18 protein-coding genes are annotated in these 16294 nt (G+C 59.0%); 10 read left to right on the top strand and 8 right to left on the bottom strand.

Annotated elements, in window-relative coordinates; translation table 11 throughout:
- Positions 1-234: 234 nt before the first annotated feature.
- From EN807_RS28305 to EN807_RS35760, 3 genes are read left to right on the top strand one after another with little or no spacing between them, the layout of a single operon-like run.
- Positions 235-678, top strand: a complete 444-nt coding sequence (locus EN807_RS28305; protein ID WP_135937578.1) for a hypothetical protein — start codon at positions 235-237, stop codon at positions 676-678.
- Positions 675-857 (top strand): hypothetical protein, encoded by a 183-nt coding sequence (locus EN807_RS28300; RefSeq protein WP_135937577.1) that lies wholly within the window; start codon positions 675-677, stop codon positions 855-857. Before EN807_RS28305 ends, EN807_RS28300 begins: the two co-directional genes overlap by 4 nt.
- Positions 858-865: 8 nt before the next feature.
- The gene (locus EN807_RS35760) at positions 866-1048 is read left to right on the top strand and encodes a hypothetical protein (protein ID WP_135937576.1); all 183 of its coding nucleotides are present in this window, start codon (positions 866-868) and stop codon (positions 1046-1048) included.
- Between the two features lie 41 nt (positions 1049-1089).
- Here the strand turns inward: EN807_RS35760 and EN807_RS28290 are convergent, their stop codons facing one another.
- Positions 1090-1818, bottom strand: a complete 729-nt coding sequence (locus EN807_RS28290; RefSeq protein WP_246684398.1) for a thermonuclease family protein — start codon at positions 1816-1818, stop codon at positions 1090-1092.
- A 598-nt stretch (positions 1819-2416) separates the two neighbouring features.
- On the opposite strand from EN807_RS28290, the gene EN807_RS28280 reads away from it, so the two are divergent.
- Positions 2417-2797 carry a DUF1232 domain-containing protein gene (locus tag EN807_RS28280; RefSeq protein WP_135937574.1) on the top strand — a complete coding sequence of 127 codons (381 nt, stop codon included), beginning with the start codon at positions 2417-2419 and terminating at the stop codon, positions 2795-2797.
- Between the two features lie 347 nt (positions 2798-3144).
- Here EN807_RS28280 and EN807_RS28275 read toward each other — a convergent pair whose 3' ends face one another.
- Positions 3145-3435 carry a hypothetical protein gene (locus EN807_RS28275; RefSeq protein WP_135937573.1) on the bottom strand — a complete coding sequence of 97 codons (291 nt, stop codon included), beginning with the start codon at positions 3433-3435 and terminating at the stop codon, positions 3145-3147.
- 466 nt (positions 3436-3901) lie between these two features.
- On the bottom strand, positions 3902-5059 hold the full coding sequence (locus tag EN807_RS28270; protein WP_135937572.1) for a hypothetical protein: 1158 nt from the start codon (positions 5057-5059) through the stop codon (positions 3902-3904).
- 343 nt (positions 5060-5402) lie between these two features.
- Between EN807_RS28270 and EN807_RS28265 the strand changes: the two genes are divergently transcribed.
- On the top strand, positions 5403-6119 hold the full coding sequence (locus EN807_RS28265; RefSeq protein WP_095520594.1) for a pentapeptide repeat-containing protein: 717 nt from the start codon (positions 5403-5405) through the stop codon (positions 6117-6119).
- 223 nt (positions 6120-6342) lie between these two features.
- Here the strand turns inward: EN807_RS28265 and EN807_RS28260 are convergent, their stop codons facing one another.
- The 3 genes from EN807_RS28260 to EN807_RS28250 all read right to left on the bottom strand — a co-directional run bounded on the left by EN807_RS28260 (position 6343) and on the right by EN807_RS28250 (position 9515).
- Positions 6343-8082, bottom strand: a complete 1740-nt coding sequence (locus EN807_RS28260) for an adenylate/guanylate cyclase domain-containing protein (RefSeq protein WP_135937571.1) — start codon at positions 8080-8082, stop codon at positions 6343-6345.
- Positions 8083-8694: 612 nt separating this feature from the next.
- Entirely contained in the window at positions 8695-8856 is a 162-nt protein-coding gene (locus EN807_RS28255; RefSeq protein WP_246684396.1) for a recombinase family protein, read from the bottom strand.
- 224 nt (positions 8857-9080) lie between these two features.
- Positions 9081-9515 carry a hypothetical protein gene (locus tag EN807_RS28250; protein ID WP_135937570.1) on the bottom strand — a complete coding sequence of 145 codons (435 nt, stop codon included), beginning with the start codon at positions 9513-9515 and terminating at the stop codon, positions 9081-9083.
- Positions 9516-9913: 398 nt separating this feature from the next.
- Here EN807_RS28250 and EN807_RS28245 point away from each other — a divergent pair, with 398 nt between their 5' ends.
- A complete protein-coding gene (locus tag EN807_RS28245) occupies positions 9914-10669 on the top strand; it encodes a thermonuclease family protein (protein WP_246684394.1) in 756 nt (251 codons plus the stop codon).
- A 186-nt stretch (positions 10670-10855) separates the two neighbouring features.
- Here the strand turns inward: EN807_RS28245 and EN807_RS37495 are convergent, their stop codons facing one another.
- On the bottom strand, positions 10856-10981 hold the full coding sequence (locus EN807_RS37495) for a hypothetical protein (protein ID WP_281405223.1): 126 nt from the start codon (positions 10979-10981) through the stop codon (positions 10856-10858).
- Positions 10982-11053: 72 nt separating this feature from the next.
- Between EN807_RS37495 and EN807_RS28240 the strand changes: the two genes are divergently transcribed.
- The 4 genes from EN807_RS28240 to EN807_RS28225 are packed head-to-tail and all read left to right on the top strand — an operon-like array spanning position 11054 to position 15522.
- Entirely contained in the window at positions 11054-12184 is a 1131-nt protein-coding gene (locus EN807_RS28240) for a hypothetical protein (protein WP_246684392.1), read from the top strand.
- On the top strand, positions 12177-12998 hold the full coding sequence (locus tag EN807_RS28235; RefSeq protein ID WP_135937568.1) for a hypothetical protein: 822 nt from the start codon (positions 12177-12179) through the stop codon (positions 12996-12998). Before EN807_RS28240 ends, EN807_RS28235 begins: the two co-directional genes overlap by 8 nt.
- Positions 12995-14395, top strand: coding sequence for a hypothetical protein (locus tag EN807_RS28230; protein ID WP_135937567.1), 1401 nt, complete (start codon positions 12995-12997; stop codon positions 14393-14395). Before EN807_RS28235 ends, EN807_RS28230 begins: the two co-directional genes overlap by 4 nt.
- On the top strand, positions 14392-15522 hold the full coding sequence (locus EN807_RS28225) for an OmpA family protein (protein WP_145972455.1): 1131 nt from the start codon (positions 14392-14394) through the stop codon (positions 15520-15522). Before EN807_RS28230 ends, EN807_RS28225 begins: the two co-directional genes overlap by 4 nt.
- A 206-nt stretch (positions 15523-15728) precedes the next feature.
- Here the strand turns inward: EN807_RS28225 and EN807_RS28220 are convergent.
- Positions 15729-16294 (bottom strand): thermonuclease family protein (locus tag EN807_RS28220; RefSeq protein ID WP_135937565.1); only part of this gene is annotated, 566 nt, incomplete at its 5' end.

Raw genomic sequence — 16294 nt, 5'->3', positions numbered from 1 at the left:
CGCATGCACGGTGCGGGCGGTGGAGCACCTGAAGGCAAGCGGAACGGCAACTATCGCAACGGAGGCAGGGCGAAACGCACAATGGCAGCCTTGGCGGTTGTCCAGGCAATGGCGCGGATATGTCGGCAGACGATCGATGATCTATCGGATTAACTGGGGACTAGTCGCCATGCTGCTCGCCGCGGCCTTCATTCTGGCGTTGTGCCTGCGTCCTTTAGCTTGCGGCCTGATCGAATGAAGGGTCATTTCATCCACCCGCGCAGAGTGTCCAGCGTTCGCTTAGCCAGGGGCGGAACGCCGGTCGCTACGACGTGGACGACGCATGCTCTCAACACCGAAGTTCGCGACCCGTCAGGCCTAGTATCAATCTCCTCCGACCAGTTCACTCCGACCGTCGATGGCTGGATCGAATGGGAGATTACCTCGTATACCGTCCCCATTTTCGGCTCACGTCTGCAAAACATGACCGATGCCACAACCGCCGGAATGGGTGTTGTAGCCCATGGCAATGGCAGCCCGAACTCAGGCGGGATATCTACGGGCGGCGCTCCAGTGGTGGCAGGCAAGGCCTTTGCGATCCAGTATTACGCCAATGCCGCCCCCGCGAACGGTCTTGGCCTGGCTCTTTCGCAAGGAACAGAAGTCTACGCCCGGGTGAAATTCTGGAGGACGACATGAAATACGCCCGGATCATGGATGGCGTGGTCGATTCGATTTCGTACGATCTGCCCTATTTCGAAGGTCGCCCAGAGCCGGGATGGACAGAGGTTCCCGACGATGTTTCGCCGGCTTTTCATTCGATGGTGAGAAATTCACCGGCCCAGAGCCAACGCCGCCGCCTCGTAAGACAGTTCTGAAATCGCTTGTGCAGGCTCGTATCATCGAAGCTGGCAAGATGGCTTCCGCCTACGCCGCCTTGACGCAAAACCCGGTCTATTTCGCCCGCTGGTTTGCTCCCGATCGACCTGAGGTCTATTGCGATGATCCAGACGCCGTTTCCCTGCTTCAAGCTCTCGGGCTTGATCCAGACGCCATCCTTGCGCCGTGAACCAATACAGTGCGCAGACGTGACCCTTGCCCGTCGACCCTTTACCGCCTTGCCTTACGCCAGCCGGCCGCGCGCGCCTCGGCCTCGCTGCAGAACCAGCGCTCGCCCTTTGCTGGATTGACGACCGTTTGGGTGTAATATTTTTGGCCGGGCACATGGTAGATATGCTCACCCGAGTTCACGCTGATGTTGCCTTTGACGTTGCAACCGGAGCCGAGAAGACCGAAGCCGGTCGATTGCTCGCTGACCGTCTCGACCTTTTCGGCGTCCGCAGCCCGCCAGTCCCACGGGGGATCGAACCTGCCTTGCCAGACGCCGCGCCGCGCCGCCTTGGCTGAGACTTGCTCGGCGGCAAATGCCCCGTTCGAATAGCGAGGCCAATCTAGAGCGAGGCCTTGTTCAACGAGCCATTTCTGAACGCTTCGGCCGTCGGCGCGATTGCAGTTCCCGACAAGACGCTCGTATCGATCACGATCGACAAAACTGCAATGCAGTGGTCGTGAAGCTGCCAGGAACTGGTCCAAGGCTTGGGCAGCGCGGCGCCCGCATGGATAATCGAAGCCCTTCGCGTCGTTGCAGTACTGCCGGCTCTCTGGCGCATCGATGCCATTGAAGCGAATGCGCTGGCCAGCAATCTCGACCGTGTCGCCATCGATCACCGACGCCCGGCCTTGCATTGGGCCAGGCAATGGTTCTGTCCAGTTTGTTACCGTGCCCTGAAGGCTTGCGGTGCTCTGTACTACGAATTGAGCGACCGTGGCGGCAAGCATGCCCACGCCGAGAAAGAGGAGCCCCAAGAGCGGTCGCGGCAGTCGTCGTGACGGCATTCTTCTGCCGGCGCGCTTTCGCCACCGGTCAGCCTGATTGGCGCCTCGATAACGCTGGACTTTGCCCACGCCCTCTCTCTCTCAATGGCAATGGACGCTACCGGCGCTGTTGTCCATGTGGCAGCACTGACCAGGCGGAGAACTTTTCCGACAGCCTCCGCCATGTGCATAAGACGACACCGCTCCCGCTAGAATCGCGAGCGCAACAACACAGATGAGTGTGAATATTTTCATGAATGCCCCTCCCCAGGTGACGCCTGAATAGAGCACTTCTCAGGCGCTTTGAATAGGGGTAGTGGGTCAGTCTGAATTACGCGCGACGATGTCGGCAACTTCCCAAAGCTTGTCAGTGACGCCAGCGGCCATAGCCGGGGTCATGCGCAGAGAAGCATGAATGCGAACGAAATTGTAGTACATGAAGTGCAGCGCGCGACCGCATTGGCCCTCGCATCCTACGTCGCAGCTTCAACATGTCGAGGCGAAGGAAGCCGAGAAGCGACCGCTCGCGGCCCATATAAAAGACGGATAACAGCCTGACCGAATGATCGAAAAGCTGAAACAGTGGGCACGCTCCATCAAACGCGACGTTGTTGCTCTGTGGCTCGCCGCCCGTGATCCCCGCGTGCCCTGGTATGCAAAGGTTGCCGCTGGCGGCGTCGCCGCCTATGCGCTCAGCCCAATCGACCTGATACCCGATTTCATTCCCATACTTGGCTACCTAGACGAGTTGATAATCCTACCACTCGGCATCCTGCTTGTGGTCAAGCTCATTCCCGCACCGCTGATGGATGAATTCCGGCAGGAGGCGACCCGCCGGGAAGGCAGACCAACTAGCCGTGCCGGCTTGATCGCGATAGTAGCTATCTGGGTGGCGATAGCAGCTTTGCTGGTTTGGGTGTTCTGGCCAAATCGCACGGGCTAAATTTCAAACTGACCCACTACCCGACATTTCGCTCTCCCCAAGAACGCCAGCATCCAGCGGCTTACGGTTGGGGGGAGACCGCCGGGCCTGACCAGCGAGCCTTAGGGGAGCTCGCATGGCTGGATATATATGAGCTAGTTCTAATGTAACAGAAACATGCAAATGAAGTACGTGGGCGGCAATTCCGCTGTGTAGAAGCCATTAGCTGCCCCGCAATGGGTCAATACGTTTGGCACCGCAATTGGATGGTCAGCAATACCGGGCACCCCAATGCACGGCACTCATGGGGGGCCCGTCGCTTCGCAAATATAGCGGCGGGTCTTCTACATACCGGTCGCTCCCCAGCCTCAGGCGCTGCCGTCTGTTTCGCTTTCCTCGTCGATCGTTCGGACTGGCAGGTAAGCGTTCGTCTCCAGCCACTCGCGCAGCACGATCTGGATGAGTTCCGACCGGCCAATTTTCATTTCAGCCGCGATGGAATCGAGCGCGTCCGTGGTGGTCGGCTCCAGCGGCACGCCTGAGACGTTTCTGAGCATTAATGCAGCCCGCCGCAGAATGATCTGTAGATCCGCGCGCGACATATCGGCGATGCGATCGGCAGCGCCTTCGAGCTCTTCCGCAATTAATCGGCGGGTCATTCAGCGGTCACCTAGTGGGAGTTCGCAGTTTCCCGGGCAAATCGGCACAATTCGGGCGGTGGTTGTCGACCCAGATTCTCGCGCCCAAGAGACCCAATCATTTCCAAGACTGCTGCATAAGCAGGGATGGTTGGATCCGCGTTCATAACGAAAGATATGGCACCTTCTCCCGCTGTTCTGAGATCATTGGCGCTTCCGCGACACGGCCCGAGGTATTGCCACTCTGCAGCTATCTGTTTGGCAAAAAACACATCCGATCCCGAAAGCCCCTGCGTTTGAGCGATCAAGTCAAGCGTGGAATTCCATTTGATGGCCTGTTCGGTATAGGTGAGGGTAAGAAATTCAGCGCTCGACTGGCTCGATATAAAGCTAAGCGCGGAAGCCAGAAACAGGGTGATACGGCTCCCAGCCAGACGTCGTGGACAACTCCAATCTGGCTGTTGATTGGTATCGCGCCAGCCGCCCCTCAATGGCAGCAGACTTTACGGACATAGGTGTTGCCAAAAGTCATGTGTGAGTCGTCAGGAATAGTGCCCCGTGATTTCAGTTCCGCCGCGAGATTCTTAGCCGTCTCCTGATCGAAAGTGTCTTCGAGGGTGACTGCGAACCATCCATTTGTCGCAAGATAGGCCGTTAGCCGGATTGAGGCGGAGCGAATATAGGCCGACGCGTCAGCGAGATTGTCAAAGCTTTTGACCTGTATGTGACGCTGCCCGAATGGCCCGCTTTCAAACTGGTCCACGAAAACCCAAGTATCGTGCATATAGCCAATCAGGCCGTTAGCCTGCACCCGATACCAGCGGGCCACATTACCAAGGATGGCCACCGGGCTGCCGTTGCGGAGTTTAACGAGCGTAGCCGACTTTCCGTCCGCAAGAGCCTTCAGGGGGGCCGCGCCCTTGGGGTGCCGAATGCGGCCGGAGCGAGCCTGGGGAATCGCAAGTGACGAATATTCAGAAACCGGCGGCAAAGACGCAACGGGCGGTTCAGGTGGCAATTGCTGGGGCGATGGCGGCGGGGATGGTGCCTGGCTTGCTCCAGTGTCCAAAGTGACGACTCTGTATTTCGCCATCTCGCTCTTGGAAAGATAACGCACATCGTCATTGTCATATTGCAGGGAAAGCTGAAGTAGAGCGGGGTCAACGCCCATCTCGACCATATAGGTGATGATCTCGGCGGTGACTTGCTGAACAACGGAAACGGCATCTGAGGTGCTTATCGGGATGTCGCCACTGAACGACGACTTGTGAACGCCGATGGCGCCCGGCTCGGCGTAGCGCGCGATGCCACCAAGGAACGCCAGAGAACAGGCCGAAGAACATTCGAGAGCCCTGAACTGAGCGGTATTGAGGCCGAGCCAGCGAATGAGGCGACCAAGCTCCATTGCCTTCTGAATGTTGCCACCGGGTGACTGGAATGTGACCGCTACTGAGGCATTGGACCGTGCCAGCGCCTCGAAGCCGGACAGGTCGTCCTGATAGGCGAAATCACCTGACACGACGATGTAGCGGAGCCCGGCATCCGTCTGTCCGGCCTGGAACTGCAAGCCGGCATGGGCCGCCGTGGCTCCCAGCAGCACCGATGCAACACACAACAGGACGCGAGCGGAAAAGATGCGACACATGGCCCAAGAACAACCCCAAAAGGCAGCCTAGCGCCAGCGGAGGAGACTGTCGAATCCTCGTTGTACATTTGGCGATGCATGAGGACTTGGTCGGGCTCGTTGTCTGCTCAAATTGCAAGGCTGCCGGCCGTGACCGCCGGCAGGTGTTCTTCACATGCAATCAGAACGGGCGACCGCTCACCACCCTCTGGCGACGATGTCACCGTGCAGCGGCATCGACTGGTTCGGGTCAAGAGCTTGAATATGAGAAATGCGCTAACTGTGACGGCGGTGGTCACGGTGGCTCGAGTGTCAGCAGATGTGGTAAGGTTGAGTGTCGGCGAGTAGCAGAGGTCCAGCAACAATGACTTTGAGGCGAACCAGAGCTTACGGCCCATCCGGCTTGGTTCTAGCGGTTTGCGCTGTGTTTGCTTGGCAGAACGCCACTGCTGCTCAAAATTGCCACGCAGCCCCGACGCCTGGCGTCAATTGGCACGAGTGTGACAAGAAGCTTCTCATCCTAGAAGGACAGGACCTGAGCGGGGCGAACCTGTTCGGTGTTGATTTCACTTCGACCGACCTCAGGAACAGCAATCTCCTTGCGGCAAATCTTGAGAAGGCAACGCTTGTGCGTGCTTCCCTAGCCGACTCGACCGCCAAAGGCGCCCGGTTCGACAGAATCGAGGCCTACAGGACCGACTTCAGCCGTATGGACGCGCAGGGCGCTGTGTTTGCGAGCGCGGAAATGCAGCGCTCGAATTTCCAGGACGCCAATCTGACCAATGTTGATTTCACAAAGGCAGAATTGGGGCGTGCGCAGTTCCATGACGCCGATATCAGCGGCAGCCGCTTCTCGTTTGCCAATCTCGCACGGGCGGACTTCCGAGGAGCGACGTTCACCGCGCCGATAGACTTTGACCGCGCCTTTTTCTTTCTGACCCGTATCGAGGGCGTCGACCTTTCCAATTCGGCGGGTCTGTCCCAGTGGCAGCTCAACATGGCTTGCGGAGACGCCCGGACCGAGTTGCCTTCTGGCTTGACGAGGCCTGAAGATTGGCCCTGTCAATTCCAGCAGGAATAGTTGTCGGCAAGCGAACTGCGGCGATGCTGCGCCGGACAGAATGAAACTGAGAACTCCTATGTAATTGTTGCTCCTAGGAAATTTCAAACACAAAGAAAGCGCGGCCGCTACCATCTACGCCCTTGCGTTCCCCCCAAGGCGTCGGCTCTCGATCCCTGACCGGACGTAGGCTCTACATCAGCTTGGTGCGCCATCAGCGGACGATACTCCGAGTTCGTCAAGGTCATTCCGGCAACCCCGCCTTGCGATAACCATCGACGAAATGCTCACGCATTCCTTCGTCAAGGAAGGGTTGCGTCGAAGCCCAATAACTGATCGTGAACAGTCGATTGGCCGCCATAAACAATGCGGCCTCGTGCCGTGCCTCGTCGATCCGCCCGAGTTGAGCCAAGCTCGCGGCCAGGATGCGTCGGGAGAAGGTCCGGTAGGTAGCCTCCTTGCGAAGGGTAGAAACCGCAGACTCGTATTGGCGCGCTGCATACTGCGCCTCTCCCAAGTGCCAGTAGTACCAGGCCGGCGGATGCGGGTTCAGGCGCAGCGCCCTCTGAGCGCGTTCAACAGCTTCGGTCGTCTGCCCCTTCAGGACCGAAATGTCCGCCAGCACCGCCCAGGCATCGGCGTGACTAGGGTCAAGCTCGACAGCCGCCGCCAACTCGGTATCCGCTTCCGCCCACTGCCCTTGATACGCCAACATATGGCCGTAAACCCAGCGGCAGCCGGCATCGTTCGGGTCAAGCGCCACAGCCGTTTCTGCCTCTGCTACCGCCATGGACCGACTCGGCTCCATGGGTTCGCCCCAATGCGTCCAGGCCGCCCAAAGATTCTCGGCGAGCCAACGGTGCGCCTCGGCATAGGCTGGATCGAGCGCAATCGCCTGCTGCATCAGCAGGCTTGACTCACGGCCGGCCTCCGGCGACTTCGCGATCAAGGACCGTCCACGAACGCAAAGATCGTAGGCCTCCAGATTCGTCGGTCTGTTGCGCGCCGGCGGCGCGGTAAGCCGGCCGATCAACGCCTCGACGATCTTACCCGTGAACTCATCTTGCATCGCGAAGATGTCCTCCAGGCTCCTATCGAAGCGCTCCGCCCATAGGTGACCGCCACCGAGCGTGTCGACGAGTTGGACATTGATACGGACGCGCCCCGCGGCCCGCCGCGCGCTACCCTCCAAGAGATAGCGTACCCCGAGGTCGCGGGCGATCCGGCGGACGTCGATGGACTTGCCCTTATAGGCAAAGGTCGAATGGCTAGCGATGACGAACAGGCCCGCATTTCTCGACAGGTCGGTAATCAGATCTTCGGTCAGTCCGTCGACGAAATACTCCTGTTCAGGATCATTGCTCAAGTTGGTAAAGGGCAGGACCGCGATAGAAGGCTTGGCTGGTAGCGGTAAGGCTCCCTCCTCGGTACCGCCATTTTCATGCATAACAGATGATCGCGACTGCACGCGATAGACATGCACTGGCTCGGCGATGTTCTTGATCGCGCGCGGGCCAAGTTCGTCGAAACCGAAAGCAATCTTGCGCTTGACCTGTTCATAGACACTGCCGGAGACGCAAATCTGGCCCGGATCGGCGATGCCCTCTAGACGTGCCGCCACGTTGACCCCGTCGCCATAAAGGTCGCGCCCCTCCACCATCACGTCCCCGAGGTTGATGCCAATGCGCAGGATGATCCGACGCGCTTCCGACACGACACTGTTCGCCTCCGCCATGCGCTCCTGCAGTTCCACCGCGCACTGCACTGCATTGACTACGCTGGCGAACTCCACCAACACGCCATCGCCCATCACTTTGACCAAGCGGCCGTGGTGTGTGGTGAGAAGCGGCTCGAGAATTGACGTCCGACGTTTCTTGAGCGCCTCCAACGTGCCGGCCTCGTCCCGTTCCATGAGTCGGCTATAGCCGACGACGTCGGCAGCAAGAATGGCGGCAAGGCGCCGATGCATGCGTTCTTCGGTCATTTTCGCGGCTGGTCCTAGAGAATGCCGGCCAGCAAATATTATGCCCGGCATCTAGGGGAGTCTATCAGTCCGGGCTTCCGCTCCGAGTCATGGACTGCCCTGCTTCCCTCTATGCTTGTTCCGCAGCACGCCGGGAGCGGGCGTCCGGCGGGCTACGCCATGTGCCAGGACCGATCATAGCGATGCAAGTCGCCGCTTTCGGTACTGGCGCCTTGGAATGGACATTACAAATTGTGCGCACCCGACAGGATTCGAACCTGTAACTTTGTGCCGCGGGCATGCCCTTTAAGGTCGAAGCCACCACCCGAGACGGCGAACTCCGGATATCCGTGTCTATGCCGGAGAGCCCATTCCGCACGAGACAATGCAGCGCCTGTTCCAGCCGTTCTAGCGAGGGGGGCCCCGATCTAGCCCTCAAGGTCTCGGGCTGGGACCTCTACATTGCTTCGCAGATCGCTCAGGCACATCGCGGCACACTGTCCGTGACCTCTGATGTTGACCAGACGGTGTTCACATTTGTCATGCCGATTTCCGTTGGTACGCGGCAGTGAGCTTGGCTAATCCCCAATAGAGATTGTCGAAAGTACGGCAACTGCTAGTTACTCCCGCCTATTAAAGCTGGGCAGCAGATTGCCGCGCCAAGATGTTGCGGACATTAGAGACCTGCCATTGGCCGTTGCGCGCTGTTCGAACGCCGCGGTTGTTCAGAGCGATTGCCAGGCCACGCAGGCTGGTGATGCCCGACTGCTGGATGGATTCGATGATTGGCAGCACGGTCTGGGCAAACCGGTAGCTCGTGACGTTTCATCATGCTCTCTCCGCGATTTTGGGGTAGATTGAAGACCTTGGCGTTTCCGGTCGCCACGAACCCGGGAGAGGGCCATGGACATTGGCGCGTGGCTGCGCGATCTGGGCTTAGTGCGGAAACCACCACTACAGGGCTTCTTCCCAACACATCCCAAAGGAGGGAGGACGGCCGGCACCAGTTGGGCGGGGGGCTATCTGACAGCGCACGTTGGGAACTGGCCTGCCGACCGATCCGCAAGAGCTTTCGTCACCTCGGATTTGGTGGCGCACGCCCTCGCAAGCTTGACGCCGAATCCTTGGCCCTCAAGGCAGCGAATAATGTAGCGGTCTCGCAGTTCGGCATTCACGTCATAGGTAGTCGATGAAGCGGGGATGTTGATGGCCCCGACCCGGTTGCAGGTCGTCATAGTGCCATACGTATTGCATTGGATCGTGCCGGGGTTGTTGTAGCCGGGGTTAATCTGCGTGGCCAGCGACTGCGGAATTTCTCTGAACGAGGCAATCTTGCACTGGTCTGTCACGGCCTGCGTTGAGTTGAGATCGACACCGGGCTTGAAGACCACATAAGCCGGAGTGGACTGACATCCGGCAATAGCCAGAGCCGCGAAAATATAGCGTTTGCGCATGAGTGATTTCCCCCCGCGCGCACTGAACTTCAAAAGCGTCGAATCCGCAAGGGGACAAACTATGATCGCGCAAAGACGCTGTCTCGCAGGCGTATCGCGCTGGAGCAGTCCATGCATGCCGATATGATGACCTTCCCTGAAACCTTGTAGCGGAGATTCCGTCCATTGCCCTGTCGCAACCGAGTTGGCAGCGGCAAGGATTTGGTTGAACCTCATATGCGCGGCCTGCGGCAAACCTACTCAAACCAAATGGCGGCTGCGTCTAATGTTTTTTGAAACACAATGCTCTCACGGTGACTTCAGCACCTGTACTAGTGAAGTCCAACGGCGGAATTGGATTGTAGGACTATCGATGCTCGTCTAAGATGAACGGTGGTTAGGTCCTGCGGGGGGCTTTGATGGAATTCGCCGAATCATTTTCGGCTCGCAATCGAATTGTACGTTGTTTTCTGGCTGTGCTGTTAGCGATAGCAGCGTCCACTCTCAACGCATTCGCTGACACCTTGGCGCAAAACGATGGAATGATTGCCGGCCACGCATCCGTCGTCGACGGAGACACGATCGAGATCCACGGGGAACGCATCCGCTTCAACGGCGTCGACGCTCCCGAATCCTCTCAGCTATGCCTGGACGTCAAGGGCAAGAAATACCGCTGCGGATCCATGTCAGCGAAGGCGCTTGCGGGCTTCCTCATTAAATCTTCGCCGACGACTTGCGAGTTCGTCGAGCGTGACCGCTACGGCCGCTTCGTGGGCAACTGTCATCGGGCGGACGGCATCAGCGTGCAGGAATGGCTCGTGTTAAACGGACTTGCGCTCGACTGGGAACGCTACAGCGGCGGAGCTTATGCCAAACTGCAGCATAAGGCCCGCGAACAGAATTCCGGTCTGTGGTCCGGCTCATTCGAGTATCCGTGGGACTGGCGGACAAGAAAACGCGCATCGGCCGATGCCGTGCCACTCGCAGGACTGTCTACGCAGGACAGCGGCGGATGCACGATCAAAGGCAACATCAGCGCCAAGGGCGAACGCATCTTCCATGTCCCCGGGCAAGAGCATTATGAACGGACCGGAGTTTCGGAAAACAAGGGCGAGCGGTGGTTCTGCACCGTGGACGAGGCCATCGACGCAGGCTGGCGTCCTGCTCCCCGATAGCGTCGTTCCCGTTTGGCGTGGCGACAACTAAGCAGACCCAACACATCAGTCTCGCGGGGTGAGCATTTGGCAAAAAGATTCGAAGGCCTCAACAAGGTCAGGGACAAACTCCTCGAGGCGAACCATTCCTTCAAGGAAACAACCCAGCTTTTCGTCAGCCTCAACGTCGACAAGCTGGCGAAAGATTTAGATCTCGTCGCGGAAGGCAAGAAGCTGGGGTCGCAGAACCAGCCGCCGAAAGCAGCAAAACCCTACGATGCCGTCGAGGATGCCGTCCTCGAAAGGATCGGCGAGGAGCAGAAAGAGGCGCATCAAACAGTTGAGGACCATCTCCAGACGTTTGCGGGAAGGCTGGCCAGCCTAGACTTCGAAGACCAGTTCGGCATGATCAACATTGCGAACTCGTCCAGCGTCTCGAATTTCAGGGCGGCGGTCTCGGGCGGCGTCGACGATCTCCACGGCCTGAGAAAGGCACTCAACGACGCCGAAACCGAGCATGCCTGGTTCAAGGACAAGCACAAGCTGATCCGCGCCGCCCGGATGCCGCATGGCGGCGCTCACATATTCAGGGTGTCGCTGTTGGTGTTCCTGTTCATGGTCGAGACGGGGATGAACGCCATTTTCCTGGCGACAGGGAACGAGCAGGGATACTTCGGCGGCATTCTCGTGGCCGCAGCATTTTCCTTCGCCAACATCGGCATCGCCTTGCTGGTCTCAATATTCTGCGCGCGGCTCGTCACCCACCGGTCCTGGTTCGTCAAAAGTATAGGGGCGCTCTTCATAGCAGGTTACGCAGCCCTGGCGGTCACGATCAACCTGGGCCTGGCGCACTACAGGGAGGTCTCGGAATCGTTGGCAGAAGGGGCGGGGACCATCGTCATGGACAGGCTCTGGGAGAACACTGCCGGGCTGGAAGACGTCAATTCATGGCTGCTGTTCATCGTCGGACTGCTGTTCGGAATATTCGCCTTCATCGACGGATGGTTCGTTCTCGATCCGTATCCCGGCTACGCGGGCGTCGAGAAGAGGAGAAACGCGGCGAGAGAGAACTACAGGGACAGCAAGGCTGAACTCGTTGAAAAACTCCAGGAAGTCCGTGACGAACACAACGAAACGGTGAAAGACATAATCAAGGGGCTGGGGGCCAGGCAGAGGGAGCACCGTGCCATCGTCGAAAGCAGGGCCAAGCTGCTTGCCCTGTTCGCACAGCACCAGGAACAGCTCGAACGCGCCTGCAACAAGCTCATTTCGATATATCGCGAGGCTAACGTCGAGGCCAGGGAAGACCCTGCAACGGTGCCGAAATACTTCACGTCGCAGAGGTACGTCCTTCCAAGGATAAAGCCCAAGATCACGTCCGATGGGGAATGGGGCGACAAGGAGCTTTCGGACTCGATCCGCAAAGCCCAGGAACAGCTCAACGAACAGGTCCGCCTGATCGGCGAGGAATGCGGGAAAAGCATCGCCGCATATGAGGAACTCGACAGGCTTCACCCGGACAAGACCCATGGCTAGGCGACACAGCAGGAAAAAGAAGAAAGGCAACGCTGGGACGATATTGGCCGCGGTCGGCCTGGCGGTGCTGTCGATCGGGATGTCGGCCGGCTTCGGATGGCTGTGGCTCAGGTCCGGCGACGACGTATTAGTCAAGGAGACCAACTGCCCGGCGACCGGTCCGACTAGCGCCACGGTCGTCCTTTTCGACGCTACGGACCAGATTTCGCCCACTACGCTCGAAGACCTGAAGAACCAGATCAGGGGGGTCGTCGGCAATGTCGAGAAGGGCGGGTACCTGAGAGTGGTCAGCCTGACGGGAACCCCGGGCGAAATCCCGCTCATGTTCGACGGCTGCAATCCGGGCGACGGTTCCTCAGTCGATTCCTGGACCAACAGCCCGGCACTGAGACAGAAGAAGTGGGAGGAAAGCTTCGACAAGCCTCTTGAAAACATCACCGACAAGGTCGCAAACGGCACGGAAGCCGATGAGTCCCCGATCATGGCAGCGATCCAGAAGGTGAAGCTGACGGTGTTCGACGGCGAAATAGGTTCAGGAATCCCGAACAGGCTCTACGTCGCCTCCGACATGATTGAGCACACGGAGCTCTATTCCCAATACAAGTCCGGTCCGGATTACGGGAAATATACAAACAGCGAGGCGGCCAAGGACTACCGCACGCATCTGGAAGGTGTCGAGGTGGCCCTTTTCTACATCGAGCGGCCGAACAGGAAGTTCGATGCCGCAGATCACGTCGAATTCTGGAAACAATGGGTCGAGCGCCAGGACGGCTATTTCGTGAAGGCGATCAGGCTGGCGGGGATGAACCGATGAGATTTCGCAAAAAGCTGCACTGGCTTTCAAATCCCTACTTGCCGATCGCGGTCTTCACCGCATTCACCCTTGGGGGATGCCTGTACATCGTCATTGCAAAGCAGGTCCTTGGGGTGGGCCCGTTCATCTCAATGGCTGTTCCGATCATCCTAATGCTGGCATATCTCGGCCTGTCCAAGTTGGCGGGAAAGCTGCGCCTCCATGACGAGCAGACCGGTGACAACCTCTATTACATGGGCTTCCTGTTCACGCTCACCAGTCTTGGCGTGTCGCTCTACCAGTTTAGCTCCGACGGGTCGACGGACACCGTCGTCAAGAACTTTGGCATTGCGATCTCCTCCACGATAGCAGGCATCGCGCTCAGGATTCTCTACAACCAGATGCGACGCGATCCGGCGGACATCGAAAGGGCCGCCCGCCACGAACTGGCTGACATGTCGAGGCGCGTCCGCACCGAGATGGAAAACGTGACGAGGGAGTTCGCCGACTTCCGCCGGGTGAGCCACCAGATGCTCGAAGAAGGCTTCGAGGAGATCGCCAACCAGGCAGAAAAGAACGGGGAGCACATCAGGAAAATCCTCGACAAGATGGCCATGGAAGCCATCAAGCCCGTGCAGGACGCATCGGTGAAACTCGGCGGGGCCATGCTGGGGAACTTCTCCCAGATCGAAGGCCAGTTTTCAGACATAGCCAAGCGGGTCGAAACCGCAGGAGAACTGCTGGACAAGGCAAATTCTGCGATGTCGACATCGGTCGACAGGCTGGGCATTCAGGCAGATGTGGTCGCCGCCAAGCTGGAACGGGTTGTCGTGCCCGAAGAGGTCCTGAAGAACGATCTCGCGCCTATGGTGAAGGCGTTGGGGGATGCCGTCGCCCGGTATGCCGTGAAGACAGAGACGGCATCTGCCGAGCAGCAGTCCCGCATGGCCGACATCTCGAAGACCGTGCAGGGGATCGCCGAGGACAATGCAAAGGCCGTCCAGGTGGTGGCAGAGAACTCCGCAAGGGCGGCGACCGCAGCCGAAAGAACTGCCGAAGCCGCGGCCAATCAGCAGCGACTGACGGAAGCCTTGGTGCGGGTGGTGCAGAAGCAGAGCCAGGACACCACGGACCTGGTCGGCAAGCTTCTGGCCAATTCCCAGCCGAAAGCCCCCGAGCGGCCGCAACAGACTGCACCGGAATTTCGGGCGACGCCCGTTAACAGGTTGGAACCAGTCGCCTACCGCGAAGTTTCGACGCCTCCGCCTCCTCCGGGCGGGACACAGGGCATGAAACCCGCACCCGAGCCTGCCGCCGCCGCAGCATCGTCCCAGCCACTTGACACTGTGTTGCCAGCCGTAGCCCCCGCCGCTGCCGCAGAGGCTTCGTGGTCCAAGTGGTGGGGGCAGAAGCGGTGAGCACGGCGCGCGGCACCTCTGTAAATTACGAACGCAAGGGATACGGCCGCGGCTTGATCCTTGGTCTCACAATGGCCGAGACGATGTTGCTGTTGGTCTTCTGTCTCCTTCTGGCAGCGGGGGCGATCATCACGAAGAAGCAACAAGAAGCGGAAGCGGCCGTAGAGGCTATGGCGACATCCGAAGAGAAGGCAAAGGCCGCTGAAGCAAAGGCCGAAGATGCATTGGCCGAGAACGAACGGCTTCTCTCCGAGATTACGACCATAATGGAGCAGGCCACAGGCCGCAGGATACCCGACCAGGAATGGCGGGAACTGGTCAGCGCAAAACAGGCAGTACAAGCGATCGAGGAATCCGGCCTGACGGTCGAAGAAGCCATCGAGCACGCACTTGCCGCCAAGGTCATGAAAGAAAACGCGGTCGACGAGGAAACGGCAAGGGAGCTTGTTCCTGCCGTCAAGAAGCTGGCCGAACAAGGGATCACTGCTAAAGAGGCCGAAGCCATGGCAAGCTCCCTGGCGGTCCTAAGGGACAAAGGATATGCCGGGAAGGCCGATCCTGTGGCGGAACTCTCCGCTGCACTGGCCAAGGCCGAGGAAGGGAATGCCACGCCGCATAGGTGGCCGCCTATCATCAGCTTGAGCGAGCTTGAGGGTTACAATTTCAAAGTCGGCAGCGCCGAACTATCGGACACGTTCATAATCAAGCTGCGGGAGAAGGCCTCCGAGATCGCCGACACGGCAAAAGAATACGGCGTCGACATCATTGAAGTGATCGGACACACAGACGAGCAGGCGATGTCGGGATCCGTATCCAACATGGACAAGGGACTAAAGCTGGTCCTGGATGGAAAGAAGCCCATCGGCTCCCTGCATCCCGCCGACAACGCTGGTCTCGGGCTCGCGCGAGCCATTTCGGTTGCTGAACTACTGGAAACCATGGCCGATCTGACGGGCCTGACGATCCTGCCCATGTCCGGTGGCCAGCTGATCCTTCCCGGAGACCAATTGACGGACGGGGCGCAGTCAGGCGACGTGAAAGCTCGGCGTCGCATCGAAATCCGGGTCCGTAAGAGATCGGAACAACAAACCACCAAGGCCGCCCTTGCGGAGTCCAGCGGCGGATAGTTTCACTTCGGTCGAAGGCAAAAGGTTTTCATCATTTGTTCTCATCATCGCGGCGGATCGGGCCGTCGACGTGTTCGAAACGGAGGACGCAAATGGCGCGAATGGGGCAGTCCTTCAAGGCGGAATGCAGTTGTGGTAACGTCCGCTACCATCGCTCGGCAGACCTGCTGATGGTGTTCGGCGGCGGCAGAGATCCACCCTCAACTTCAGCTGCGATCGGTGCAAGCCGTCTCACTAGATGGCGGCTGGGCTGGCTTCTGGTCTGTCCTGGCGTGGCTGCTCCTGCTATTGATCGGCGCACTCCCGACTGCAAGAGCACTTGGCGATACCAGGCCAAGGGGTTTGCCTGAAAGTCCTTGGTCATGGTGCTCTGCGCGCCAGTCCCAAGGCTCCTGAAACGTCCCGGCCCAAATTCCGCGCTTGGCTGCCTTTGCTGCTGCCTGCTGGCTCGCATAGATGCCGCTGCTGTATTTCGGCCAGTCGAGTGCCAGACCTTGCTCTACAAGCCACTGCTGGACGCCGCGACCGTCAGCACGCTCACAATCACCAACGAGCCGACCGTAACGATCCCGGTCGACAAAGGTACAGTGCAGGGGCCGTGATGCGGCAAGGAAGGTGTCCAACGCGGCGGCAGCGCGGCGCCCACAGGGGTATTCGAAGCCCTTCGCGTCATCGCAGTACTGTCGGCCCTCCGGTGCGTCGATCCCATTGAAGCGGATGCGCTGGCCCGCGATCTCGACGGTGTCGCCATCGATCACAGAGGCACGCCCCC

Source organism: Mesorhizobium sp. M5C.F.Ca.ET.164.01.1.1 (genome assembly GCF_004792125.1).
Lineage (GTDB): Bacteria > Pseudomonadota > Alphaproteobacteria > Rhizobiales > Rhizobiaceae > Mesorhizobium > Mesorhizobium wenxiniae.
The sequence above is the reverse complement of the archived record's forward strand: the minus strand, read 5'-3'. Positions and strand labels throughout refer to the sequence as shown.